Below are 22497 nucleotides of genomic sequence, written 5' to 3'. Positions count from 1 at the left end.
AGGCGTCTTCATATGTATGCACATTCAGGCCGCCCGTGTGCCCGCCCCCACCCCGTAGCGATCGGCCGGCTTGCTGCGCGACAGCTTGGGCGCCAGCGCAAGACGTGCCGATTCGAAGGCCTGCCAGTCCGCCAGGTCAGGCAGCGATGGAATCGTGGCCAGTTCCCCCTGGTCGAGGCCGGCGAGTGCGGCGTCGACGAGGTCGTCGGCGTCCATCACGATTTCCTGCGGCAGGTTGTCGACCGCATGCCCTGCCACGTCCCAGAACTCGGTGCGCGTCGCACCCGGCAAGACCGCCTGGATCCGCACGCCCTTGTCGGCCAGTTCATGGTGCAGCGACTGGCTGAATGCCAGCACAAAGGCCTTGGTGCCGCCATAGACGCCATTGAGCACTTCCGGGGCCACCGCCACGATCGATGCGATGTTGATGATGGTGCCGTTACCGCGCTCGACGAATTTCGGCGCGATCGCGTAGGTCAGGCGCGTCAGTGCGGTGACGTTCAGGCCGATCATCGCTTCCATCTTGTCCGGCTCGGAGGCGAGCAGAGGCCCTGCCCCGCCCACGCCCGCGTTGTTGACCAGCATGGTGATGCTCGCGTCGGTGCGCAGGATGTCTTCCACGCGGCGCACGTCGGACGACTTGCCGAGATCGGCCTGGACCACTTCGACGGCACGCCCGGTGGCGTCGCTCAGGTCATTGGCGAGCGTGTCGAGCCGTTCGCGGTTGCGCGCGACCAGGATCAGGTCGTAGCCGCGGCGCGCCAGGCGCTGGGCGTAGATGGCGCCGATGCCAGAGGAAGCGCCGGTGATCAGGGCCGTGCCCTTGTGTGTCGTGTCATGCATGAAAGTTCTCCAATGTGCTGCGGCATCCTTGCCGCCTGCGTTGGAGCCAGAATAGGCGGATAATGGCTTGACTCAAATGTCATATATGCCACCATTCAGGACATCCACTGGAGAACAGCATGCTTTGCGTCGGAATCGTCCTTTATCCCGGCTTCCAGGTGATGAACCTGGCGGTGACGACCGTGTTCGAGTTCGCCAATATCACGGCGGGCAGCAAGACCTATGAGGTGGTGCTGTTGTCCGAGCACGGCGGGCCCGTGACCAGTTCGGCGGGGTTCTCCGTGGCCACCGAGCCATTCGGGCGGCGCCGTTTCGACACGGTGCTGGTCGTGGGCGACAACGAGATGATCGAAACGCCGGACGCCGTGATCGCGTTCCTGCGGCGCGCGGCGCGCACATCCAGGCGCATGGCTTCGACCTGTACAGGCGCGTTCAACCTCGCGCAAGCGGGACTGCTCGATGGCAGGCGCGCCACTACGCACTGGTTTTTCGCCGCGCGCTTCCGGCAGGAGTACCCGAACGTCAAGCTGGAAGAGGACCGCATCTTTATCGTCGACGGGCCGGTGTGGACGTCGGCCGGGATGACGGCGTGCATCGACCTGGCGCTTGCACTGGTCGAGAAAGACCTCGGCCCCGACTGCGCACGCCAGGTGGCGCGCAAACTGGTGGTGTATCACCGCCGCGCGGGCGGCCAATCGCAGTTCTCGGCCCTGCTGGAAATGCAGCCGCGCTCCGACCGCATCCAGACCGCGCTGGACTATGCCAAGCGGCACCTGCAGACCGAGTTGTCGGTCGAGCAACTGGCAGGCGCGGCCAATCTCAGCGCGCGGCAGTTCAGCCGCGCTTTCCGTGCGGAGACCGGGCAGTCGCCGGCCAAGGCAGTCGAGCACCTGCGGCTGGAAGCGGCGCGGCTGATGCTGGAATCGGGCCGGCACCCGGTCGATGTGATCGCCCGCGAAACCGGCTTTGGCGACCGGGAGCGCATGCGGCGCGCGTTCCTGCGCGCCTATGGGCAGCCGCCGCAGATGATCCGGCGCGCGTCGCGCGCCGGCGAAGTGGCGGCCTGAGCCAGTCAGACAGCCCCGGTCGCCGGGGCTCGCTGTTACTGCACCGACAACCCGCCGTCCACGCCAATGCTCTGCCCGTTGATAAAACGGCCGGCAGGCGACGACAGCAGCACCGCCAGCCCCGCCACATCCCTGGCTTCGCCGATCCGGCGCATCGGAATGCTGGCAGCCAGCCGCGCCTCGCGCTCAGGGTCGCCCCACAGCGCTTCGCGCGAGAACTCGGTACGCACCGGTCCCGGGTTGATCGCGTTCACATTGATGCCCGACGGCCCCAGCTCCAGCGCCAGGCTGCGCACGGCCTGGTCGGTGGCGGCCTTGGTGATGCTGTACATGCCGAGGTAAGCCGACCCGCGCCTGGCCGCGATGCTGGACATGAACGTGATCGAGCCATCGCCGCGCGCAAGCATCTGCGGCGCCAGCGCGTTCACCAGCACGAGGTTGCCGCGCACGTTGCCCGCCATCGCGGCATCGAACACCTCTGGCCCCTGGCTCAGCAACGATCCGGGCGCGCCGCTGGCGGCGGCATTCAGCACCAGCGCATCGACACGCCCGTAAGCGGCCAGCGCCTGCTCCGCGAACGCGCGCACGCTGTCCACGTCGGCGATATCGCAGGCGATGCCGGTGGCGCGAATGCCCTCCGCTTCCAGCTGGCCGGCCACGGCTCTCGCGGCGTCGCCGTCGCGCCCGGACACCACCACGGTGGCGCCGGCCGCGCCGAGGGCGCGGGCCATTTCCAGGCCCATGCCGCGGGTGGAGCCGGTGATAACGGCGACACGGCCGCCAAGGTCAAAAAGATTCTGCATGACTGATCACTCCTGAATGGGAAGCCAAAACCGCCTGCCGGCATTGGCATGACGAACACAACACTTTGAATAGATGACGCATGACATCTATTGAATAAAGTATGGCCATCATCTAAACTGGCGTCAAGGCAGGAATTCGAGGAGGACCTCACATGGCACGCGCATCACGCGAGCAAGTCGAAAGGAACCGCGAAGCGATCGAACAGGCATCGTCGCGGCTGTTCCGCGAACGCGGTCTGAACGGCGTCAGCGTGGCCGAACTGATGGCAGGCGCGGGACTTACGCATGGCGGCTTCTATGGCCATTTCTCGTCCAAGGATGAGCTGGCGGCACAGGCATGCCGGCGTGCCTTCGAAGAATCGAACACGCGCTGGGCACGCCGCATCGACAGCGCCGGCGACGACCGCAAGGCCATGCTCGCCAGCCTGATTGAGCCCTATTTGAGTGCCGCACATCGCACCCACCCCGGCGTCGGTTGCGCCGCCGCGGCACTGGCCGTGGATGTCGCGCGCGAACCGGGCGACAAGCCCGTGCGCCAGGCCTACCTGGAAGGCTTCAAGGAGATGGCGGGGAGCATGGCAAAGACCGTGGAATCGGATGACCCGCAAGTGCGCCACGAAGAAGCGCTGGTGCGCATGGCGGTGCTGATCGGCGCCCTCACGCTGGCTCGCGCCACGGATGGCGATCCCGTCTCCGATGAAATGCTGAAGGTGGTACGAACGCGCCTGTTGGGCAGTACCGCCTAGCGCCACAGCAGCGTTTTTTCCCAAGCAAACTTAACCACCCGCTGCCATCAAGGGCAGCGGGAGGGCCCCGTCTTGTCTTTTTCTAACGCCCCAACCCGCAACCACCGATCCCGAGACTCCAATGTTTGCGCAAGCCCTCTCCAGCCGGCTCGACCGGCGCGGCATCCACTACGCGTGGCTGGTCGCCGCCCTCACCTTCCTGGTGATGCTCACCACCTCGGCCGCGCTCGGCCTGCCCGGTGCCTTCCTCACGCCGCTGACCAGGGAGATGGGCTGGAACACGGACCAGATCTCGTCGATCCTGGCCTTCCGCTTCGCGCTCTTCGGGCTGATGGCACCGTTCTCGGCCATCCTGATGGAGCGTTTCGGCGTACGCAACGTGGTCTGCGCCGCGCTCGCGCTGATCGCCGGCGGCATGGCGCTGGCGACGGTATCGACCGAACTGTGGCAGCTCTTCATCGCCTGGGGCCTGATGCTTGGCGTCGGCTCCGGGATGACCGCGCTGGTGCTGGCCGCCGTGGTGGCCAACCGCTGGTTCAGCGCGCGGCGCGGGCTGGTGATCGGCATCCTGACGGCCAGTGCGGCCACGGGGCAGCTGGCGTTCCTGCCGGTGGCGGCCTGGCTGATCGAGCATATGGGCTGGCGCGTGGCCGTGATCCCGGTGCTGGTTGCCTGCGCGGCGCTGGCGCTGCTGGTGCTCGGCCTGATGCGAAACCGGCCGGCCGACGTCGGCCTGGCTGCGTTTGGCGAAGTCCCGGCCGCTGCACCCGTGCCGTCCACCCCCGCGCCCGTCCCGCCCTTCACCCTGCGCGGGCCCTTCACAGTGCTGCGCGACGCCGCCCGCACCCAGACTTTCTGGATCCTGGCCGGCACCTTCTTTATCTGCGGCCTGAGCACAAACGGGCTGATCCAGACCCACTTCATCGCGCTGTGCGGCGACTTCGGCATGGGCCCAGTGCCCGCCGCCTCCGCGCTGGCGATGATGGGCGCGTTCGACTTCATCGGCACCATCCTGTCGGGTTGGCTGTCCGACCGCTACGACAGCCGCAAGCTGCTGTTCTGGTACTACGGGCTGCGCGGCCTGTCGCTGTTCTGGCTGCCGCATTCGACCTTCACGCTGTATGGCCTGTCGGTGTTTGCGATGTTCTACGGGCTGGACTGGATCGCCACCGTGCCGCCCACGGTCAAGCTCGCGGCAACGGCCTTCGGACGCGAACGCGCGCCGATGGTGTTCGGCTGGATCTTCGCGGCCCACCAGATCGGCGCGGCCGTGGCGGCGTTTGGTGCGGGCATGAGCCGCACGCTGCTGCTGACCTACACGCCGGCGCTGTATGCCGCGGGTGCGGCCTGCATGGTGGCGGCGCTGCTGGCGCTCATGGTCAGCCGCTCCAGGGCGGCTGCCGCGACGGAGCCGGCCCGCGCGTGATAGTGGTGCGCGGGCGCCAGCGCTTGACTCAGAACTTCGGGATGCGCAGCGTCTTGCTGACCATCAGCGTGCCCGACAGCGCGAACAGCAGCACCAGCGGATGCAGCACCGCAGGCCCCAGCTGCCAGGCGCCGCCCGGCAGGTCGCCGCCGAGGCGCCCCACCCACGCGCACCAGGCCAGCACGGCGGTCAGCAGCACGCTGGTCGGGATCGGCGTGCCTTCGAAGTACGCCACCTTGCCGCTGTCGCTGCCCGCGGCCAGCGACTCGGCGGTGACGTTGAAGCGCGCCAGCCGGCTTACGCCGCAGCAGACAAAGTAGATCAGCACGGCCAGGTCCCAGCCGCCGCGCATGCCGGCGGCAAAGGCCAGCGTGGCGGGCCCGACGCCGAAGGAGATCACGTCGGCAAGCGAGTCCAGCTCACGCCCCAGCGCGGAATGCGCATGGCGCCAGCGCGCGATGCGGCCGTCCAGCACGTCGAAGATAAAGGCCAGCGGCGCCAGCGCCGCGGCCGTGAAGAAATGCGCCAGCCGCTGGTCGGCGACGTAGAACATGGCGAAGAACACCGACCCCATGCCGCACGCCGCGTTGCCCAGCGTAAAGACATCGGCGAGCTGCAGCTCGCGCAGCATCGAAAAATGGCGGGGGCGCTCCGGCCGCGTGTTCATGGCGCGCGCTTACTGGACCTTGGCGACATGGTGCACATTGGGCGGCGCGGCGAAGGTTTCGCCCACCAGGGCGCGCCACTGCTGGAACTCGGGCGATTCGCGGAAGTGGACCATATGGTCGTCCACCGTCTCCCACTCGACCACCAGCGTGTATTGTTCCGGCTGTTCGATCGAGCGGAACAGCTGCACGCCGTGGCAGCCGCGCGAGCGCAGGAACAGCGGCGTGGCCTGGCTCACGCCCTGCTCGAATTGCTTGTCCATGCCGGGCTTGATGGTGAGTTGTGCGATTTCCTTGATCATGGCTGGATACGTGGATATGACGGTTGGGGGTGGATGCCGGCACGCCGGCGGGTTGCTACTACCTTAGCACGACCGCGATGCCACATCTTAAGCATTCCGTTACATGCGGGGGTTAGCATCGCTCGCTCTGCCACTACCTGCCGAAGCCGCCATGCCCAGGATGGCCTGCTGCGCTGGCGTGGGATAACAGCGGAATCGATATCCGGTTTGCATCAGGACACTTTACCAGCGGAACTGCCGAGCGCAAGTATGGAACTGGGCAATCAGTCGAACGCGCATGCCGTCGAAAACCTCAAGCTGCATATCGTCTTCGTGACCAAATATCGCCGCAAGTCGCTGACGCCGGAGTTGCCTTGCCGATGCCGCCGCCATACCGCATGTCGTCGCCGTACAGGAATGGCATTTGACATCCTTATATGAACACCGCCCGGATGCCGGGGTAAATTGAAGGGCTTTGGCTTGTAGGTATGGGTTGCTGTCTTATCCGATGAACTTGCCGCCCGCCTCGTAGTTTTCCTTCTGCAATGCCAACGCCTTGTTGTAGACGAACCGGCACGATCCACTGAAGCGGCGCATGTCGCACTGCTGTTCACCGGATCGCATCAGTTCGAACTTGAAGGCTTGGAGGCGCTGCATCGGTCCATTGTACAGTTGGCCTATGAGCACGAACAGAGACATCCGACACGGTCGCCATTGCGTTTTTCTATTGCATGTGCATTTGGTCTTCGTGACCAAATATCGGCGCGACGTGTTCACAAAGGAAATCTTGGACGACATGCGCGACATCTTCGCCAGCGTGTGTCAAAACTTCGAATCCGAGCTGGTCGAGTTCGATGGCGAGGACGACCATGTACACCTGCTGGTGAACTATCCTCCCAAAGTCTCCGTATCGTCGCTGGTGAACAGCCTCAAGGGCGTGTCCAGTCGCATGATCCGGCAAAAACGGTATCCCAGTATCCGCAAGAAGCTGTGGGGCGGTGCGCTATGGTCACCGTCCTATTTCGCCGGAAGCTGCGGCGGCGCACCCATAGAGATAGTGCGCCAGTACATCGAGCAACAGAAAACGCCACACTAACGTCCACGAAGAACGCCTGCAGCGTCCGCGCTATCCTTCCTCGCCCTGAAGGGCCCTGAAGGGCGAGGTTTGACGCGCTTTCCGATCAACGCCGACGAGCCCGTGACCTTCTCCTATGCGCCCCCGGCGGGTGCACCCACGGTGCCGGCCTACTACGCGCCGGATGCCTGGCGCTCGTCCGACCACGACCCGTTGCTGGTCGACCTGGCGCTGGGCGCGTCGCCTGACCGCTAGCCCGCCGCCCCACGACGCGCCAGCAGCCCGCGCGCCAGGTACAGCACCACCAGCAGGTTGGCCGCCGCCACACCGCCATGCAGCCAGCTCGGATGGACAAAGGCCTCGTACAGCTCCAGCGGGATATAGATGCCGCCCGACCACACCCCCAGCCAGTTTCCCCACGCCAGCCCGCGCCACAGCCCGTAGGCTTCGGCAAAGCGCATCAGCGCATAGACCGCCGCCGAGCCGCCGATGGCCCACAGGCGCGCGTTATCGGGATGCTCCAGCAGCGACAGGAAGATGGTGGGATAGCGGCTGGCGGGGTTGACGTGCAGGCGCTGGATGATGGCCTCGGCCAGCGCCTGGGCGTCGCGGTGGATCAGCGCGGCCAGGCCCAGGCCGGCCACGATCACCAGCAAGCCCTTGGCGGCTTCGATCAATGCAATGCCCTTCAGGCCCAGTGCGCCCTGTTTTGCCATGCGGTTCCCCAATCCGGTTTGCAGGAATTGCAAAGCCGGTATTGTGCTACAGGGGAACGCCGCGCTGGCCGCATTATGGGCCGCGCAGCGACGCGCAGGCTTCAGCGTCAGTAGTCGCGCTCGCGCATCGGCCCGTCCGCATCGATGCCGCCGCTGGCGGCGATGGGGCCGTCGACGGTGAGCGGGCCAGCGACGGTCAGGTCGCCATTGACGACCATGTCGCCATGGACCGTCAGCGGCCCCTTGAAGACCTTGAGGTAGCCGCCACGATACGGCAACGCCCGCGCGCTGACCGGCCCGGTGAAGTAGGCCGCGGTCAGCGGGCCGCTGGCAAAGACGCGGCCTGCAACGGTCAGCGTGCCATGCACCCGCACCGGGCCTTGCACCTGCGCCGAGCCACCGATGGTGATCGGGCCGGATTCATGTGGCTGGGCGCGCAGCGGGCTGGCGCACAGCATCAGGGCCAGGGCCCCTGCCGTTGCCCACTGCCAGGACACCCCCGTGGCATCGAGGTGAAGCGTTCGGGACGACATGGTGATACCTCCGGCAACGCGGACTAGCGCTGCAGCTTCTGGTAAGTCCCGATCAGCTCGGCGCTGGCCAGCACATGGCGCTGCATCGCGCGCTCCACCGCAGCCTTGTCGGGCGTGCCGAGATCGGGCAGTTCCGCATCCAGCGCATACAGCTTGAAGAAATAGCGGTGCCGCCCGATCGGCGGGCATGGCCCGCCGTAACCGGTGCGGTGCCAGTCGTTCAACCCTTCGCGCGTGCCGGCGGGCAAGCCGGCCTTGGCAATGTCGGCAGGCAGCGCTTCCGCATGGGGCGGCAGGTTGTAGAGCACCCAGTGGACCCAGGTCATCTTGGGCGCGGCGGGGTCCGGCGCATCGGGATCGTCGACGATCAGCGCCAGGCTGGCGGTGCCGGGCGGCAGGCCGGACCAGGCAAGCGGCGGGGAGATGTCGGCGCCTTCACAGGTGTGCTGCGCGGGAATCTCGCCGCCCGCGGCAAATGCGCTGGATTGCAATAGGAACGACATGATGGCCTCGGCGGACACCCTTGGGGGTGGTGGTTCCAACTTAGGCCGGATCGGTGCCCCGTGCAAGGCGCAGCGCCCCAGGGGCCGCCGGCGCCCCGCGCGACGCAGGGCGCACCACGGCATTATGGCGACCGCGGCGCCTCCAGCCTGGCCTTGAGCCGGTTGACGGCCTCGGTCGATTCGGCCTGGATGCGCGCGCGCAGCAGCACGCGGTTGAGCAGCGCAAAGAGCAGCGTAGGCGACCGGTAGGTGAATTCGCGTTCGAAACGCGTGCTTTCCGCCGAGGGCGTCAGCGACGGCGTCATGGCGGGCGTGAGCGTGTAGGTCACGGTGCCGGCCTTGCGGCCCTCGACCTCGCCATCGATCGACCAGGTGCGCGGCGGCTGGCTTTTGGTGACGGTCCAGACCACCACGCCGCTGCGCCCGGCGACCACGAAGGTCTCGGTGACGCGTTCGCCGGGCGCCAGTGAATGGTCGGTCGCGCCGGACACGCCCAGCGACGACGGATGCCACTTCGGCCAGTTCTGTGGGGTGGAGACGTAGGCAAATACCTCGGCCGGGGGCCGGGCAATCACCACTTCATTGTGGATGCGGGTGCGGTCAGCCCAGGGCAGCGGCACGAACAGCGCCGCCACGATGACCACCGCGACAATCAGTACCCAGAGCAAGAGCCGTTTCTTGTGTCGATGCATGTGAGCGGGAAGGGGCGCACCCACAGGGCGCAACCCAGGGCGCAAACGCGCGCCCCGGGCGCATGGCGCAATGCATCCAGTGTAGTGATTCGGATGCATCGCGCCAGCCCCGCCGCCGCTAGGGCGTGCCGGCGTGCGGCGTCACCGGCTCGGTGCCGCGGCGCCACTCGCCGGCTGGCTGGCCGCGACCGTCTCCGGCAACGGGCCCCAGCCGCCGCCCAGCCGGCGCACCAGCGAGACCGTTGCGGCAGCGCGCAAACCGGCCACCTGGTTGGCCTCGCGCTGCGATTGCAGCACGGTGCGGTCGGCATCGATCACGGTCAGGTAGTCGACCGCGCCGGCGTCATAGCGGCTGCGCGAGATGCGCGCGGCGCGCCGTGCGCCGCCCAGTGCGCTGTCCAGCGCGCCCGCCTGCTGGCTCAGCCAGCGCACATCAGCCAGGCTGTCTTCCACTTCGCGGAAGGCCACCAGCACGGTCTGCCGGTACGCCGCCACGCTTTCCTCATGCGCGGCCCGCGTGCCGGCCAGGTTGGCGCGGTTGCGGCCGCCATCGAACACGGTCTGTGCGATGGTGGAGCCGATCAGCGGCCCCAGCATCCACGTGCGCGACGACCACTTGAACAGGTTCGACAGGTCCGCCGACTCGAAGCCGAACAGCCCGGTCAGCGTGATGCGCGGGAAGAACGCCGCCTTGGCCACGCCGATGCGGGCATTGGCGGCGGCCATCTGGCGCTCTGCCGCTGCGATGTCGGGCCGGCGCTCCAGCAGTTCGGACGGCAGCCCCGCCGGCACCGCGATAGGCGCGGCGTCGAACGGCCGCGCCGGCAGCGAGAACGCCGCGGGCGGCACGCCGGTCAGCACAGCCAGCGCATGCTCCTGGTTGGCGCGGCGGCGCTCGATGCCGGCCAGGTCCGCGCGCGCGGTGCCCAGTTCGGCCTCGGCACGCGCCGGGTCCAGGTCAGTGGTTTCGCCGGCGTCGTAGCGCTTCTTCAGCAGCGACAATGCGTCCTCGCGCAGCTTGATCGTCGCATTGAGCAAGTCGCGCTCACTGTCGAGCGTGCGCAGCGCGAAATACGCCTGCGCCACGTCGGCCTGCAGCGCGAGCTGCACCGAGCGGTACAGGTCCTCGGCGGCCTCCCCTTCGGCACGCGCGGCGTTGACGCTGGAGGCGACGCGGCCGAACAGGTCGAGCTCATAGCTGGCAAAGGCGCGCGCCTTGAGCACCGTCTGCGGCGACACCCGTGTGCCATCGGGCAGGCCTTGCGACGCAGCCGACGGCTGCGAGCGGGTCGGGTCCAGCCCCACGCTCAGCTGCGGGTAGAGGTCCGCCTCGGTGGCGCCCGTGAAGGCTCGCGCCTGCTTCAGCCGGGCCGCGGCGATCGCCAGGTCCTGGTTGGAGGAATCGGCGGCGACGATCAGGCGGTCCAGCTCGGGGTCACCGAAGATCTTCCACCACTCGCCGCGATGCTGGCCTTCGGCCGGCGTCGCGGTCTTCCATTGCGCGCCTTCGGTCTGCGCGGCCTCGGCTTCCTTGAAGGCCGGCACGGTGGCCGTTTCCGGCACCTTGTAGGTCGGGGCCAGCGAGCAGCCGGCCAACACTAGCGCCGCGGCCAGCGTGGCCAGTCTGGGCAGCCATTGATATGTCGAAAATGCGGTCGAAAATGCAGGGGCATTCATGTTGATCACCATTATTCAGCCGATGCGGTCAGGCGCGTGCCTTGCTCTTGCGTTGCGGCGCGGCGCTGGCCGCGCGTGGCAAACAACCGCAGCGCCACATAGAACACCGGCGTCAGGAACAGCCCGAAGAACGTCACGCCGAGCATGCCCGCGAACACCGCCACGCCCATCGCATGGCGCATCTCCGAACCGGCGCCGCTCGATACCACCAGCGGCACCACGCCCATGATGAACGCGAACGAAGTCATCAGGATCGGGCGCAGGCGCAGGCGGCTGGCTTCGATCGCGGCCTGCACCACGGTGCGGCCGTGATGCTCAAGCTCGCGTGCGAACTCCACGATCAGGATCGCGTTCTTCGCTGACAATCCGACCAGCACGATGAAACCGATCTGCGTGAAGATGTTGTTGTCCCCACGCGTCAACCACACCCCGGTCATCGCGGCCAGCAGGCTCAACGGCACGATCAGGATCACCGCCAGCGGCAGCGTCAGGCTTTCATACTGGGCGGCCAGCACCAGGAACACCAGCAGCACGCACAGCGGGAAGATCCACACGCCTGCATTGCCGGCCAGGATGTCCTGGTAGGTCAGCTCGGTCCATTCGAACTTGATGCCCTTGGGCAGGGTCTCGGCGGCAATGCGCTCCGCAGCGGCCTGGGCCTGGCCCGACGAGAAGCCGGGCGCGGGGCCGCCGTTCATGTCGGCGGCGGTAAAGCCGTTGTAGCGCACCACGCTGTCCGGGCCGAAGCCCTGCTTCACCTGCACCAGCGACGACAGCGGCACCATGTCGCCGGCGGCGTTGCGCGTCTTCAGCTGCAGGATGTCCTCGGCATGGGCGCGGAACGGCGCGTCTGCCTGCACCTTGACCTGGTAGGTCCGGCCGAACTTGTTGAAGTCGTTGACGTAGGCCGAGCCAAGATAGGTCTGCAGCGTGTCGAACACATCGGTCACGGGCACACCCAGCTGCTTGGCCTTGACACGGTCCAGCTTGACATCGAGCTGCGGCACGTTGACCTGGTAGTTGCTGAAGATGCCGGCCAGCTCGGGCGTGGCGCGCGCCTTGTTGGCGAACGCGTTGGTGGCCTCGAACAGCGCGTCATAGCCCAGCGCGGCACGGTCCTCGATCATCAGCTTGAAGCCGCCGATGGTGCCCAGGCCCTGCACGGGCGGCGGCGGAAACACCGCGATAAACGCGTCCTGGATCGCCGCATACTTCTGGTTCAGGTCCGCCGCGATGGCCGCACCCGACAGCTCCGCGCTCTTGCGCTCGTCAAACGGCTTGAGCGTGGCGAACACGATGCCGGCGCTCGGGCTGTTGGTGAAGCCGTTGATCGACAGGCCCGGGAAGGCCACCGCCGATTCCACGCCCGGATGCTTGAGCGCGATGTCGCTCATCTTGCGGATCACGTCCTCGGTACGGTCCAGCGTGGCGCCGTCGGGCAGCTTGGCAAAGCTCACCAGGTACTGCTTGTCCTGCGCCGGCACGAAGCCCTTGGGCACCAGCTGGAACACGCCCCAGGTCAGCGCCAGCATCACCGCATACACGCCGAACACCGAGCCCTTGCGGCGGATCACGCCCTTCACGCCACGGCCATAGCTTTCCGCGCTGCGGCCGAAGAAGTTGTTGAAGCGCTTGAAGAAGCCGCCGAACACGCGATCCATGCCGCGCGACAACCAGTCCTTGGGCGCGTCGTGGCTCTTCAGCAGCAGGGCCGACAGCGCTGGCGACAGCGTCAGCGAGTTGAACGCCGAGATAATGGTCGAGATCGAGATCGTCAGCGCGAACTGCTTGTAGAACTGGCCGGTCAGGCCGCTCATGAAGGCCAGCGGCACGAACACGGCGATCAGCGTCAGCGCGATGGCGATAATGGGGCCGCTGACTTCGCGCATGGCCTTGTAGGTAGCCTCCTTCGGCGTCAGCCCCTCCTCGATATTGCGCTCGACGTTCTCCACCACCACGATCGCGTCATCGACCACGATCCCGATCGCCAGCACCAGCCCGAACAGCGACAGCGCGTTGATCGAGAAGCCGAACGCATGCATCAGGCCAAAGGTACCGACGATCGACACCGGCACCGCCAGCAGCGGGATGATCGACGCACGCCAGGTCTGCAGGAACAGGATCACCACCAGCACCACCAGCGCGATGGCCTCGAACAGCGTATGCGTCACCGCCTCGATCGAGTGGCGCACGAACTGCGTCGGGTCATAGACAATGCTGTAGTCGATGCCGTCCGGGAAGTTCTGCTTCAGTTCTTCCATGGTCTTGCGCACGTCATCCGAGATCTGGATGGCGTTGGAGCCCGGTGCCTGGAAGATCGGGATGGCCACGGCCGGCTTGTTGTCCAGCAGCGAGCGCAGCGCGTATTCGGACGCGCCCAGCTCGATGCGGGCGATGTCCTTCAGGTAGGTCACGCCGCCGTCGGCCGAGGTGCGCACGACGATATCGGCGAACTCCTCCACCGTGCTCAGGCGCCCCTGCGCATTGACCGACAGCTGCAGGTCGGCACCCGGCAGCGACGGCGACTGCCCGATCACGCCGGCCGCCACCTGCACGTTCTGCTCGCGGATGGCCTTGACCACGTCGCTGGTGGCGAGCTGGCGCTCGGCCATCTTCTCCGGGTTGAGCCACACGCGCATGGCGTAGTCGCCCGAGCCGAACAGCTGCACCTGGCCCACGCCCTGGATCCGCGCGAGGCGGTCCTTGACGTTGATCACCGCGTAGTTGCGCAGGTACGTCATGTCATAGCGGTCGTTGGGCGAGACCAGGTGGACCACCATGGTCAGGTCCGGCGAGCTCTTGACCGTGGTGATGCCCAGCCGGCGCACGTCTTCCGGCAGGCGCGGCTCGGCCTGCGACACGCGGTTCTGCACCAGCTGCTGGGCCTTGTCCGGGTCGGTGCCCAGCTTGAAGGTCACGGTCAGCGTGAGCAGGCCGTCGCTGTTGGACTGCGACGACATGTAGAGCATGTCCTCGACGCCGTTGATCTGCTCTTCCAGCGGCGACGCCACCGTCTCGGCAATCACCTTCGGGTTGGCGCCCGGATACTGCGCGCGCACCACCACCGAGGGCGGTACCACTTCCGGGTACTCCGAGATCGGCAACTTGAACATCGATATGGCGCCAATCAGGAAGATCAGCACCGACAGCACCCCCGCGAAGATGGGGCGGTCGATAAAGAATTTTGAGAGATTCATCTTGGTCTCTGCTAAAGCGCTCCCCTGGCGGCCCGCCGTGGCGGGCACCATCAACAGCTTGGGAACGATAAGAACTACGGACGCTCGGTCTGCGCGTTCAGGCGATTGCCAGGGGCGACGGCATTAAATGTTCATCAGGCCGGTCCCCTCTCCCGCAAGCGGGAGAGGGGAGCAAACCATCGGCTCGCATGACTCAACTCACCGGCTTTGCCTCAGCCTCGCCCTTCTCGCTCGCTGCCTGCTTGCGGTCCGGCACAACGCCGCGCGGTTCCAGTTCGCTGCGGTAAGCCATCGCCACCGTCTTCGGCTGCACCGTATCGCCCGGCCGCACGCGCTGCAGGCCGTTGACGACGATGGTCTCGCCCGCCTTCACGCCCTTGCGGATCACGCGCAGGCCTTCGTAGTTGGGTCCGAGCTCGACTTCGCGGTAGACCAGCTTGTTGGTCTTGTCCAGCACCAGCACGAACTTCTTGCCCTGGTCGGTGCCAACCGCGCGGTCATTGACCAGCACCGCCGGGTGCGGCGCGCCGCCGCCCATCTTGACCTTGGCGTACAGGCCCGGCAGCAGGCGCCCGTCGTCGTTCTCGAACACCGCGCGCACGCGGATGGTGCCGCTGCGCGGGTCGAGCCGGTTGTCAACCGACTGGATCTTGCCCTGGTGCGGATGGCCGTCTTCGTTGGCCAGGCCCAGGTAGACCGGCAGGTTGGCCTGGCCGCCGCCCGCGCCAGGCGCGGTGTAGCGCAGGTAGCTCTGCTCGTCGATCTCGAAGCTGGCATAGACCGGCGACACCGACACCACCGTGGTCAGCGCCGGCGAAGCCGCGCCCGGTGCCACCAGGTTGCCGACGGTGATCTCCGCACGCGACACGCGCCCGGCCACCGGCGCGGTGATGCGGGTGTAGGCGAGGTTCAGGCGCGCGGTTTCCAGCTGTGCCTGCGCGCCGCGGACGTTGGCGCCAGTTTCGCGGGCGGCGTTGATGCGCTCGTCGAACTCGCGGCGCGAGATCGCGTTGTCATCCAGCAGCCGCTGGGCGCGCGTCTGTTCGCTCTGCGCATGGGCAGCGCGCACCTGCGCGGCGGCCAGCGCGGCTTCGGCGCGGGCCACTTCCGCGGCATAAGGACGCGGGTCGATGGTGAAGAGCGGATCGCCCTTCTTTACCAGCGCGCCTTCGCGGAAGTGCACGGCGTCGATGGTGCCGCCGACGCGCGGGCGTATCTCCACTCTCTCAACCGCCTCCAGGCGGCCGGAGAATTCGTCCCACTCGGTGATGGTCTGGCCGACCACTGCGGCCACTTCAATGGCCGGCGCGGGCGGCGGGGTGTTGGCATGGGCTTCGCCGCCATGCCACGCACCGCGCAGGGCCGCGGCGGCCACGCCGGCGCCCAGCACCACGACGATGGCGAGAGCGATCAGGGTACGTTTCTTCTGCTGCTGCATTTCTCAAACTCCTGGTTCGGGTTTTCTTCAACCGGAAAAGCAAATGGCCGAACGCCGCCTGCCGGTCCGCGGGGGCGGATCGGAACCATGGCCAATCTGATGGTCGGACTTAGGGCCGCTGCCGCGCTACAACGCTGCGGGCGGTCCTGGCTCTGGCCGAAGCAGAGCCGGCTGGCGGTAGTCTGGAGCGGCTCAGCCGGGGGGCTCGGCTCCAGGCCGGCTGGGTTCAGGCAGGCCGGCGTTCAGTCAGGGATGAGGTATCGTCGGCCGCGGCCAGACATCGCCGCAGGAACCGCGCACCTTCGTCGACCCATGCCTGACAACTGTCATGGGCCTCTTCCACGCCGTCGCCGCAGGCGCCGGGCATGATCATGGCTTGGGCCGGCACGCCGGCCTTGCCCAGGCGCCCGGCGAAGGCTTCGCCTTCGGCACGCAGCGCGTCGTATTCCGCTACCTGGACCAGCGTGGGCGGTAGCCCCGCCAGCCGTGACGCCAGCGCCGGCGCGGCATACGGATGCACCGTGTCCGCCGGCGTGGGCAGGTAGTCGCGATAGTTGCAGGCCAGGCGCCGCAGCGTTTCCATCGGCACCTGCCCGCCGTCGAAACCAGCGCCCGAGGCGTGCTGCAGGCACGGGTCCGTTACCGGGCGGATCAGCCACTGCCCGCGCGGCTGCGCGGTGCCGCGGTCGCGCAGTATCTGCGCCAGCGCGATCGCCAGGTTGCCGCCTGCCTCTTCGCCCACCAGCGCAAAGCGGGTCTTGTCCACCTTCAGGCGGCGGGCGTTGCGCAACACCCATTGCACCGTGCTGTGCGCGTCCTCCGGCGCCGCCGGGAACGGATGGTCCGGCGCCAGCGAGTAAGCTGGCGTCACCACCACCGCCGGTACCGCGGTGGCAAGGTCCTGCACCAGCTTGCGCGCCCGCTCCAGGCCGCCATCGACAAAGCCGCCGGCATGCAGGTACACCAGCCAGGGCAGCAAGGCCGCCGCGTCGGCGCCCGGCGCGGGATAGCCCGCCGGGTAGCACACGCACACCGAGATCTCGCGCCCGTCGCTGGTCACCGTATGCTCGGCCACGCGTGGCTGCGCCTGGCCGGCTGCGTTGGCGGCGGCATGGGGGCGATGGCCTGGCTTCTGTGGCATGGCGTCCGGCGCACGGGGGAAACGATGCGCTTGAGTGTTGCGATGCAACGGATTATGGTGATTGACGAGGATGGGATAAAGCAAGAGATCGCCAATGCACTGTTCCGCGATTGGAATAATCGGCAACAGTGCTGTCATGACCGCCCCGATCGCCTGCGACAGCCCAAATCCCCACGCATGACAAGGTCTTGGGAATTGTGATTCACTCCGGCTCTCGGCACGCGCGGCGGTCCACCAAGGCCGGTGCGCGCCCGGTCGGAGGCGGGAATGACCCGCTGTGGCACCGGACGCCCTGACAAACCCATGCCGGAGCAACGCGCCCAGCCAGCGCGCGCGTCCAGTGCCAGCCAGCCGGCAGACTCCCCATAACAATAATCAGCAACGGCCGCGCGCGCCACGAGCGCGGGCGGCATCGCCGTTCGGATCTATCGTCGGAACCTCATCATGGACCGTCTCGTATCAATGCAGGCATTCACCCGGGTCGTGGACGTCGGCAGCTTTGCCCGTGCCGCCGAATCGCTGGACCTGCCCAAGGCCACGCTGACCCGCCTGATCCAGAACCTGGAAACCCATCTGGGGGTCAAGCTGCTGCACCGGACCACGCGCCGCATCAGCGTGACCAACGACGGCGCGGCCTACTACGAACGGTGCGTGCGCATCCTGGCCGATGTCGAGGAAGCCGAGCAGTCGCTGACGCGGCATAACAACTCGCCGCGCGGCACGCTCTCGGTCGACACCACCGCGCCGCTGGCGAATCTAGTGATCGTGCCCGCCTTGCAAGACTTTTTCCAGGCCTACCCCGACCTGAAGCTGAACCTGACCATCAACGGCAAGCCCATCGACCTGCTGCAGGAGGGCGTCGACGTGGTCTTGCGCGTGGGGGTACCGCTGGATGAATCGATGGTGGCTCGCCGCATCGGCCACGTGCAGCTGGCCTTCTACGCCTCGCCTATCTACCTGAACCGCTTTGGCACGCCGCGCGACCTCGCCGAGCTGGCGCAGCACAAGGCGGTGAACTACCTGTCCAACCGCAACGGGCGCGAAATGCCGTGGCCGATGGCGCGCGGCATGGAGCGCAGCGAGGTGCTGCTGCCGTCGACGATCTCGACCAACGATCCCGAGGTCTACGTGGGCTGCACGCTGGAAGGCCACGGCATCGCCCGCATCTCGCGCGCGATGGCCGAGCCGTACGTGAACAGCGGCCGGCTGGTGGAGATCCTGGCCGACTGGCAGACCGATGACCTGCCGATCTCGGCGATGTACCCGCAGAACCGGCACCTGTCGGCCAAGGTGCGGGTGTTCGTGAACTGGGCTGCCGACCTGTTCTCGCGCCATCCGCATTTTGGTGCGGCACAGCAGCGGCTGGCGGTGGCTGCCTGACCAGCGCAGCCCTGGTCGTATTCGGTAAGGCAAGGTGACAGGTAACGCCAGGTAGGACAAAACCGGAAAGCCGCCATGGCGCCGGCCGACCTATACTGTTTCATCCGAAATCACGACCAGAAGAGGATTCCGATGAAACAATTGCTTACCCCCCTGGCTGCCTGCATCGCCGCGACCGTGGCACTGGCCGGCTGCGCCGGTTCCGGCAAGAGCTCCTCGGCCTCATCCGGCGCGGCTGCCGCAGCCCCGGCGGCAGCCAGTGCGTCCACGACAACCGGTCCGAGCCGGGCGAGTGCGACGCTGCAGCCCAAGAGCGGCAGCAATACCGCCGGCACCGTGTCCTTCCAGCAGCAGCCCGGCGGCGTACTGATGACCGCCGCGATCACGGGCCTGCCGCCCAACACGGTCCATGGCTTTCACGTCCATGAAAAAGGCGACTGCTCCGCGCCTGACGCGATGAGCGCAGGCGGGCATTTCAACCCGACCGGCAAGCAGCATGGCCAGATGACCATGCCCGACCATCACGCCGGCGACATGAACAACGTGACCGCCGACGCCAGTGGCAACGTGCGCGTCAGCATGCTGCTGCCGTCGCTGACGGTGGGCACCGGCGCCAACAGCGTGATCGGCCGCGCGGTGGTGGTGCACAAGGATCCGGACGATTACAAGACGCAACCGACGGGTAATGCTGGCGGGCGCATTGCTTGTGGGGTGGTGGCGGCTTCCTGACCGCGCTCCGAACGGCTGGCGAAGTTTGGCGCGAAGTTTGGCAAACTCGCCGGTGTTCCCCCTCTCCCGCACGCAGGAGAGGGGAGCAAACCAGACCCGCCGACAGCCAATGCCATCGCCGACAGACGCCGCGTTCCCGCTCCATCGCCGCCTGCGCGCCAATTCGCTGCTGCTGTGCTGCGCCACCCTGCTTGGCGGCTGCGCACTGCCGCCGCTGGACCATCGCACCGAATCCACCGCCATTACAGCCGCCGAAGCCCGTGCCACAGCGCTGGGCAAGGCGATCGCGCCAGAACTGGAGCGGCATCCCGGGCTCAGCGGCATCCATCCGCTGAACAACGCCTACGCCGCCTTCGCCGCGCGCGTGCAACTGGCGCGCACGGCGAAGCGCACGCTCGACGTGCAGTACTACATCTGGCGCAACGACCTGACCGGCACGCTGCTGCTCGAAGCGCTGCATGAAGCCGCCGACCGCGGCGTGCGCGTGCGCCTGCTGCTGGACGACAACGGCATCGCCGATATGGACGAACTGCTGGCTGCGCTGGATGCGCATCCGCAGGTCGAGGTGCGCATCTTCAACCCGTTCGTGGTGCGGCACCCCAAGCTGCTCAACTTCCTGACAGACTTCCGCCGCCTGAACCGGCGCATGCACAACAAGTCGTTCACCGCGGATGGCGTCGCCACCATCATCGGCGGGCGCAACGTAGGCGACGAGTACTTCGGCGCCACCGAGGGCGTGCTGTTCGCCGACCTGGACGTGATCGCCATCGGGCCGGCGGCGGCCGAGGTGGCGCGCGATTTCGACCGCTACTGGTCCAGCGGCTCGGCCTACCCCGTGGACCGGCTGGTGCTGCCGGTCAGCATCGAGCGGCTGGCGGAACTGCAAGGCAAGGCCCGCGCCGTCGAAGAAGACCCGGCCGCCGGGGCCTACATCACGGCGGTGCGCGAGCTGCCCGACGTGCAGCGCATCCTCGACGGCACGCTGACGTTCGAGTGGGCCAGCACCCGCATCGTCAGCGACGATCCCGCCAAGGCGCTGGGCGAGGCGCCGCGCGACACGCTGGTGGCACACCAGTTGCGCGAGATCCTGGGCGAGCCCCAGCGCGAACTGGACCTGGTCTCGCCCTACTTCGTCCCGTCCACCGGCGGCACCACGTACTTCACGCAGCTCGCCGAGCGCGGCGTGGCGGTGCGCGTGCTGACCAACGCGCTCGAGGCCACCGACGTGGCCGCCGTGCATTCCGGCTATGCGAAGCGCCGCAAGGCGCTGCTCGAGGCGGGCGTGGACCTGTACGAGCTGCGGCGCTCGGCGGCGCCGGGCAAGAAGGAAGAGCGTGCCGGCCCGTTCGGCAGCTCGGGCTCGAGCCTGCACGCCAAGACCTTTGCGGTCGATGCCAGCCGCGTGTTCGTGGGTTCGTTCAACTTTGATCCGCGCTCGGCCAACCTGAATACCGAACTGGGCTTCGTCATCGACAGCCCTGTGCTGGCGCAAAGGATCGAATCCTCCTTCGCCAGCGTGATCCCGCAAGCGGCCTACCAGGTCAAGCTGGACGAAACCGGCAAGCTGTACTGGCTGGAACGGCGCGGCGACGAAGTAATCCGTTACGACACCGAACCCAACACGAGCTGGTTGCGCCGGCTCGGCATCTGGTTCCTGCAGATCCTGCCGATCGAGTCGATGCTGTAAGCGGGCGTTCAGATCTGGTCGATCAGGCTGCGCACGATGTCGGCCAGCCGCTCGGCGCGCTGGCGGCCTTTGGCGTCCAGTTCCATGCCGCAGCCGCTGGCAATCGCCTTCAGGCCGAACAGCGCATCGCCAACGTCGCGCCAGGCCGGGTAGTCGGCGTGGATCTTTTCCAGCGCGGCGGCCCCCGCCGCCACCTGCGCGGCAGCGGGCATGTTGCCGGCTGCGAGATCTTCCAACGCCATGGCGGCGTCGACCAGGCCTTTGCGGTTCATCTGCAGTCTCCCCTCTGTGTCTTGTCATGGCCGCCACGGCGGGCGGCGTTGACACTGTAGCAGGCTACAGGGAGTCGGGTCAGTCGGGGACAGCCCGAAGCGGGCGGGCGCCCGTGCCCCGCAGCGAGTGCGCTATCGGGCGCTGCGCCGCCCGCCGTCAGTTGCGCCCGATGTCTTCCAGGATGCGCGTCATCAGGTACAGGCGCGGCACGATCGAATCGAGCTCGATGTACTCGTCGCGCGCGTGGTAGCCGAAGCCGGCCAACCCGAAGCTCTCCACCACCGCCGGCTTGCCCGAGCGCGCGGCATAGCTGGCATCGGTGGCGCCGCCGGTGCCTTCGGCCAGCGCCAGCGTGCGGCCGTCCAGCTCGGCGTAGATTTCCTGCGCGCGCTTGGCCAGCGCCCGGCCGCGCGCATCGGCCACGAACGGCGGGCGGCCCTCTTCCATCATCACCGTGGTCTGCGTCTCCGGCACCAGCTGGCTGGTCTTGACCTTGTCCTGCAGCGCGACCTTGAGCTTCTCCGCCGCGCCGCTGGCGGTGGTGCGCACGTCGCCATAGGCCACGGCGCTTTCGGGGATCTGGTTGCGCACCGTGCCGGCCTGCGCCTGGGTCCAGTTCAGCTGCGAACCCGGCACCAGGCTGGCGGTGTCGCGGGTCTGCTGCAGTTGGTAAGCGAGTTCCATCAGCGCATTGCGGCCGCGGTCCGGCGCGGCGCCGGCGTGCGAGGCGCGGCCCTTGACCTGCATGGTGGCGGTGGCGGTGCCGGAGGCGCCCAGCAACAGTGATTCCGCCTTGACCACGTCCTTGGCCGCGGTGGGCTCGCATGACAGCACCACGTCGTGCTGCGCGGCCAGCGCGGCGATGGCCTCGCCGGAGCCGACCGAGCCGACTTCCTCGTCCGGGTTGAACAGCACCGTGATCTGCGCGTAATCGCGCCAGCCCTTGTTCTTGAGGATCTCGAGCGAGTGCAGGATGACGGCGATGCCGCCCTTGTCGTCGGCGATGCCGGGCCCGTAGAGCCGGTTGCCTTCCTCGCGGATCGGCTGCGTGGCCAGCGTGTTGGCCGGGTACACGGTGTCCATGTGGGCGATCAGCATGATGCGGCGCTTGCCGTTGCCAACAAAGGTGGCCTTGACCATGGTGCCCGGGCCCTTCGTCACCGGCACGCGCTCCACCTTGGCGCCGAGCGCCTGCAGCCGCTTCTCCGTATAGCTGGCCATCTCTGCCAGGCCTTGCGCGTTGGCGCTGCCGGATTCGATCGACACCATCTCCTTGAGCGACTGCACCAGCGCGGGCTGGGCGGCGCGCGCGGCGGCCAGCAACTCGGCATCGGGCTGGGCGGCGGCGGCGAGGGTGCCGGCTCCGGCAAGCGTCAGGGCAGCGGCAACGGCAACGTGGCGGACGGACAACGGCATGGAATCTCCTCGATCTGGTCTTGTTGGGGTCGTGCAGCGGCGCAGCGCCTGTGCCACCGCACGAGTGGAGGATGCTAGCCCTTGCCAGAAACTTAGGGGAGGATCAATATCGCCAATCCGGATGCCGATTCCGCCAGCGGCCACGACGCCGCGCACGCTGTGCCACGCTCCAGACCCGCCTGGCGCGCCCGATCGCCACCACCCTGCCC

24 protein-coding genes and 1 pseudogene are annotated in these 22497 nt (G+C 67.4%); 9 read left to right on the top strand and 16 right to left on the bottom strand.

Annotated elements, in window-relative coordinates:
• Window positions 1–24: 24 nt before the first annotated feature.
• Window positions 25–843 carry an SDR family oxidoreductase gene (locus tag ABNX08_RS24910; RefSeq protein ID WP_022538366.1) on the bottom strand — a complete coding sequence of 273 codons (819 nt, stop codon included), beginning with the start codon at window positions 841–843 and terminating at the stop codon, window positions 25–27.
• A 119-nt stretch (window positions 844–962) separates the two neighbouring features.
• Here ABNX08_RS24910 and ABNX08_RS24905 point away from each other — a divergent pair, with 119 nt between their 5' ends.
• On the top strand, window positions 963–1910 hold the full coding sequence (locus ABNX08_RS24905; protein WP_022538365.1) for a GlxA family transcriptional regulator: 948 nt from the start codon (window positions 963–965) through the stop codon (window positions 1908–1910).
• Window positions 1911–1945: 35 nt separating this feature from the next.
• On the opposite strand, the gene ABNX08_RS24900 is transcribed toward ABNX08_RS24905, so the two are convergent.
• Window positions 1946–2713 (bottom strand): SDR family NAD(P)-dependent oxidoreductase, encoded by a 768-nt coding sequence (locus ABNX08_RS24900; protein ID WP_022538364.1) that lies wholly within the window; start codon window positions 2711–2713, stop codon window positions 1946–1948.
• Window positions 2714–2865: 152 nt separating this feature from the next.
• Here ABNX08_RS24900 and ABNX08_RS24895 point away from each other — a divergent pair, with 152 nt between their 5' ends.
• Both ABNX08_RS24895 and ABNX08_RS24890 read left to right on the top strand, forming a co-directional pair.
• A complete protein-coding gene (locus ABNX08_RS24895) occupies window positions 2866–3459 on the top strand; it encodes a TetR/AcrR family transcriptional regulator (protein WP_022538363.1) in 594 nt (197 codons plus the stop codon).
• Window positions 3460–3580: 121 nt separating this feature from the next.
• Window positions 3581–4885 carry an MFS transporter gene (locus tag ABNX08_RS24890; RefSeq protein WP_022538362.1) on the top strand — a complete coding sequence of 435 codons (1305 nt, stop codon included), beginning with the start codon at window positions 3581–3583 and terminating at the stop codon, window positions 4883–4885.
• 28 nt (window positions 4886–4913) lie between these two features.
• On the opposite strand, the gene ABNX08_RS24885 is transcribed toward ABNX08_RS24890, so the two are convergent.
• From ABNX08_RS24885 to ABNX08_RS24875, 3 genes are all read right to left on the bottom strand, one after another.
• The gene (locus ABNX08_RS24885) at window positions 4914–5552 is read right to left on the bottom strand and encodes a phosphatidylcholine/phosphatidylserine synthase (RefSeq protein ID WP_022538361.1); all 639 of its coding nucleotides are present in this window, start codon (window positions 5550–5552) and stop codon (window positions 4914–4916) included.
• Window positions 5553–5561: 9 nt separating this feature from the next.
• Window positions 5562–5852, bottom strand: a complete 291-nt coding sequence (locus tag ABNX08_RS24880) for an antibiotic biosynthesis monooxygenase (protein ID WP_022538360.1) — start codon at window positions 5850–5852, stop codon at window positions 5562–5564.
• 99 nt (window positions 5853–5951) lie between these two features.
• Window positions 5952–6065, bottom strand: coding sequence for a helix-turn-helix domain-containing protein (locus ABNX08_RS24875; protein WP_367576158.1), 114 nt, complete (start codon window positions 6063–6065; stop codon window positions 5952–5954).
• A gap of 36 nt (window positions 6066–6101) precedes the next feature.
• Here ABNX08_RS24875 and ABNX08_RS24870 point away from each other — a divergent pair, with 36 nt between their 5' ends.
• Entirely contained in the window at window positions 6102–6272 is a 171-nt protein-coding gene (locus tag ABNX08_RS24870) for a hypothetical protein (protein WP_349605102.1), read from the top strand.
• A 63-nt stretch (window positions 6273–6335) separates the two neighbouring features.
• Here ABNX08_RS24870 and ABNX08_RS24865 read toward each other — a convergent pair.
• Window positions 6336–6488, bottom strand: a pseudogene (locus ABNX08_RS24865) (helix-turn-helix domain-containing protein); the annotation flags it as partial.
• A 22-nt stretch (window positions 6489–6510) separates the two neighbouring features.
• On the opposite strand from ABNX08_RS24865, the gene tnpA reads away from it, so the two are divergent.
• Together tnpA and ABNX08_RS24855 are read left to right on the top strand one after the other, a co-directional pair.
• Window positions 6511–6927 carry an IS200/IS605 family transposase gene (gene tnpA, locus ABNX08_RS24860; protein ID WP_041681751.1) on the top strand — a complete coding sequence of 139 codons (417 nt, stop codon included), beginning with the start codon at window positions 6511–6513 and terminating at the stop codon, window positions 6925–6927.
• Between the two features lie 69 nt (window positions 6928–6996).
• Window positions 6997–7161, top strand: a complete 165-nt coding sequence (locus tag ABNX08_RS24855) for a hypothetical protein (RefSeq protein WP_022538357.1) — start codon at window positions 6997–6999, stop codon at window positions 7159–7161.
• On the opposite strand, the gene ABNX08_RS24850 is transcribed toward ABNX08_RS24855, so the two are convergent.
• The 8 genes from ABNX08_RS24850 to ABNX08_RS24815 all read right to left on the bottom strand — a co-directional run bounded on the left by ABNX08_RS24850 (window position 7158) and on the right by ABNX08_RS24815 (window position 16803).
• A complete protein-coding gene (locus ABNX08_RS24850) occupies window positions 7158–7622 on the bottom strand; it encodes a DUF2127 domain-containing protein (RefSeq protein ID WP_022538356.1) in 465 nt (154 codons plus the stop codon). The genes ABNX08_RS24855 and ABNX08_RS24850 overlap by 4 nt on opposite strands.
• A 107-nt stretch (window positions 7623–7729) precedes the next feature.
• Complete coding sequence (locus ABNX08_RS24845) at window positions 7730–8155, bottom strand: hypothetical protein (RefSeq protein WP_022538355.1); 426 nt, start codon at window positions 8153–8155, stop codon at window positions 7730–7732.
• Between the two features lie 23 nt (window positions 8156–8178).
• Complete coding sequence (locus ABNX08_RS24840; RefSeq protein WP_041682035.1) at window positions 8179–8658, bottom strand: YbhB/YbcL family Raf kinase inhibitor-like protein; 480 nt, start codon at window positions 8656–8658, stop codon at window positions 8179–8181.
• Between the two features lie 122 nt (window positions 8659–8780).
• Window positions 8781–9326 (bottom strand): SRPBCC family protein, encoded by a 546-nt coding sequence (locus tag ABNX08_RS24835; protein WP_022538353.1) that lies wholly within the window; start codon window positions 9324–9326, stop codon window positions 8781–8783.
• A gap of 165 nt (window positions 9327–9491) precedes the next feature.
• Entirely contained in the window at window positions 9492–11027 is a 1536-nt protein-coding gene (locus ABNX08_RS24830) for an efflux transporter outer membrane subunit (protein WP_041682033.1), read from the bottom strand.
• A gap of 11 nt (window positions 11028–11038) precedes the next feature.
• A complete protein-coding gene (locus ABNX08_RS24825; RefSeq protein WP_041681750.1) occupies window positions 11039–14224 on the bottom strand; it encodes a multidrug efflux RND transporter permease subunit in 3186 nt (1061 codons plus the stop codon).
• A 193-nt stretch (window positions 14225–14417) separates the two neighbouring features.
• On the bottom strand, window positions 14418–15662 hold the full coding sequence (locus ABNX08_RS24820; protein WP_022538350.1) for an efflux RND transporter periplasmic adaptor subunit: 1245 nt from the start codon (window positions 15660–15662) through the stop codon (window positions 14418–14420).
• Window positions 15663–15888: 226 nt separating this feature from the next.
• Window positions 15889–16803 (bottom strand): alpha/beta hydrolase, encoded by a 915-nt coding sequence (locus ABNX08_RS24815; protein ID WP_022538349.1) that lies wholly within the window; start codon window positions 16801–16803, stop codon window positions 15889–15891.
• A 444-nt stretch (window positions 16804–17247) separates the two neighbouring features.
• Here ABNX08_RS24815 and ABNX08_RS24810 point away from each other — a divergent pair, with 444 nt between their 5' ends.
• The 3 genes from ABNX08_RS24810 to ABNX08_RS24800 all read left to right on the top strand — a co-directional run bounded on the left by ABNX08_RS24810 (window position 17248) and on the right by ABNX08_RS24800 (window position 20599).
• A complete protein-coding gene (locus ABNX08_RS24810) occupies window positions 17248–18183 on the top strand; it encodes a LysR family transcriptional regulator (RefSeq protein ID WP_022538348.1) in 936 nt (311 codons plus the stop codon).
• A gap of 132 nt (window positions 18184–18315) precedes the next feature.
• Complete coding sequence (locus ABNX08_RS24805) at window positions 18316–18912, top strand: superoxide dismutase family protein (protein WP_022538347.1); 597 nt, start codon at window positions 18316–18318, stop codon at window positions 18910–18912.
• 109 nt (window positions 18913–19021) lie between these two features.
• Window positions 19022–20599, top strand: a complete 1578-nt coding sequence (locus ABNX08_RS24800) for a phospholipase D family protein (protein ID WP_022538346.1) — start codon at window positions 19022–19024, stop codon at window positions 20597–20599.
• Between the two features lie 8 nt (window positions 20600–20607).
• Here ABNX08_RS24800 and ABNX08_RS24795 read toward each other — a convergent pair whose 3' ends face one another.
• Both ABNX08_RS24795 and ABNX08_RS24790 read right to left on the bottom strand, forming a co-directional pair.
• Window positions 20608–20871, bottom strand: coding sequence for a hypothetical protein (locus tag ABNX08_RS24795; protein WP_022538345.1), 264 nt, complete (start codon window positions 20869–20871; stop codon window positions 20608–20610).
• A 157-nt stretch (window positions 20872–21028) separates the two neighbouring features.
• The gene (locus ABNX08_RS24790) at window positions 21029–22288 is read right to left on the bottom strand and encodes a M20/M25/M40 family metallo-hydrolase (protein WP_022538344.1); all 1260 of its coding nucleotides are present in this window, start codon (window positions 22286–22288) and stop codon (window positions 21029–21031) included.
• Window positions 22289–22497: the final 209 nt, after the last annotated feature.

It is taken from the genome of Cupriavidus sp. DF5525, assembly GCF_040149425.2.
GTDB lineage: Bacteria > Pseudomonadota > Gammaproteobacteria > Burkholderiales > Burkholderiaceae > Cupriavidus > Cupriavidus pickettii_A.
The sequence above is the reverse complement of the archived record's forward strand: the minus strand, read 5'-3'. Positions and strand labels throughout refer to the sequence as shown.

What these genes read in the sequence shown, in the direction of transcription:
- ABNX08_RS24910 (WP_022538366.1), bottom strand. Translation starts at nt 843, where the DNA reads ATGCATGACACGACACACAAGGGCACGGCCCTGATCACCGGCGCTTCC.
- ABNX08_RS24905 (WP_022538365.1), top strand. Translation starts at nt 963, where the DNA reads ATGCTTTGCGTCGGAATCGTCCTTTATCCCGGCTTCCAGGTGATGAAC.
- ABNX08_RS24900 (WP_022538364.1), bottom strand. Translation starts at nt 2,713, where the DNA reads ATGCAGAATCTTTTTGACCTTGGCGGCCGTGTCGCCGTTATCACCGGC.
- ABNX08_RS24895 (WP_022538363.1), top strand. Translation starts at nt 2,866, where the DNA reads ATGGCACGCGCATCACGCGAGCAAGTCGAAAGGAACCGCGAAGCGATC.
- ABNX08_RS24890 (WP_022538362.1), top strand. Translation starts at nt 3,581, where the DNA reads ATGTTTGCGCAAGCCCTCTCCAGCCGGCTCGACCGGCGCGGCATCCAC.
- ABNX08_RS24885 (WP_022538361.1), bottom strand. Translation starts at nt 5,552, where the DNA reads ATGAACACGCGGCCGGAGCGCCCCCGCCATTTTTCGATGCTGCGCGAG.
- ABNX08_RS24880 (WP_022538360.1), bottom strand. Translation starts at nt 5,852, where the DNA reads ATGATCAAGGAAATCGCACAACTCACCATCAAGCCCGGCATGGACAAG.
- ABNX08_RS24875 (WP_367576158.1), bottom strand. Translation starts at nt 6,065, where the DNA reads ATGCAAACCGGATATCGATTCCGCTGTTATCCCACGCCAGCGCAGCAG.
- ABNX08_RS24870 (WP_349605102.1), top strand. Translation starts at nt 6,102, where the DNA reads ATGGAACTGGGCAATCAGTCGAACGCGCATGCCGTCGAAAACCTCAAG.
- tnpA (WP_041681751.1), top strand. Translation starts at nt 6,511, where the DNA reads ATGAGCACGAACAGAGACATCCGACACGGTCGCCATTGCGTTTTTCTA.
- ABNX08_RS24850 (WP_022538356.1), bottom strand. Translation starts at nt 7,622, where the DNA reads ATGGCAAAACAGGGCGCACTGGGCCTGAAGGGCATTGCATTGATCGAA.
- ABNX08_RS24845 (WP_022538355.1), bottom strand. Translation starts at nt 8,155, where the DNA reads ATGTCGTCCCGAACGCTTCACCTCGATGCCACGGGGGTGTCCTGGCAG.
- ABNX08_RS24840 (WP_041682035.1), bottom strand. Translation starts at nt 8,658, where the DNA reads ATGTCGTTCCTATTGCAATCCAGCGCATTTGCCGCGGGCGGCGAGATT.
- ABNX08_RS24830 (WP_041682033.1), bottom strand. Translation starts at nt 11,027, where the DNA reads ATGAATGCCCCTGCATTTTCGACCGCATTTTCGACATATCAATGGCTG.
- ABNX08_RS24825 (WP_041681750.1), bottom strand. Translation starts at nt 14,224, where the DNA reads ATGAATCTCTCAAAATTCTTTATCGACCGCCCCATCTTCGCGGGGGTG.
- ABNX08_RS24820 (WP_022538350.1), bottom strand. Translation starts at nt 15,662, where the DNA reads ATGCAGCAGCAGAAGAAACGTACCCTGATCGCTCTCGCCATCGTCGTG.
- ABNX08_RS24815 (WP_022538349.1), bottom strand. Translation starts at nt 16,803, where the DNA reads ATGCCACAGAAGCCAGGCCATCGCCCCCATGCCGCCGCCAACGCAGCC.
- ABNX08_RS24810 (WP_022538348.1), top strand. Translation starts at nt 17,248, where the DNA reads ATGGACCGTCTCGTATCAATGCAGGCATTCACCCGGGTCGTGGACGTC.
- ABNX08_RS24805 (WP_022538347.1), top strand. Translation starts at nt 18,316, where the DNA reads ATGAAACAATTGCTTACCCCCCTGGCTGCCTGCATCGCCGCGACCGTG.
- ABNX08_RS24800 (WP_022538346.1), top strand. Translation starts at nt 19,022, where the DNA reads ATGCCATCGCCGACAGACGCCGCGTTCCCGCTCCATCGCCGCCTGCGC.
- ABNX08_RS24795 (WP_022538345.1), bottom strand. Translation starts at nt 20,871, where the DNA reads ATGAACCGCAAAGGCCTGGTCGACGCCGCCATGGCGTTGGAAGATCTC.
- ABNX08_RS24790 (WP_022538344.1), bottom strand. Translation starts at nt 22,288, where the DNA reads ATGCCGTTGTCCGTCCGCCACGTTGCCGTTGCCGCTGCCCTGACGCTT.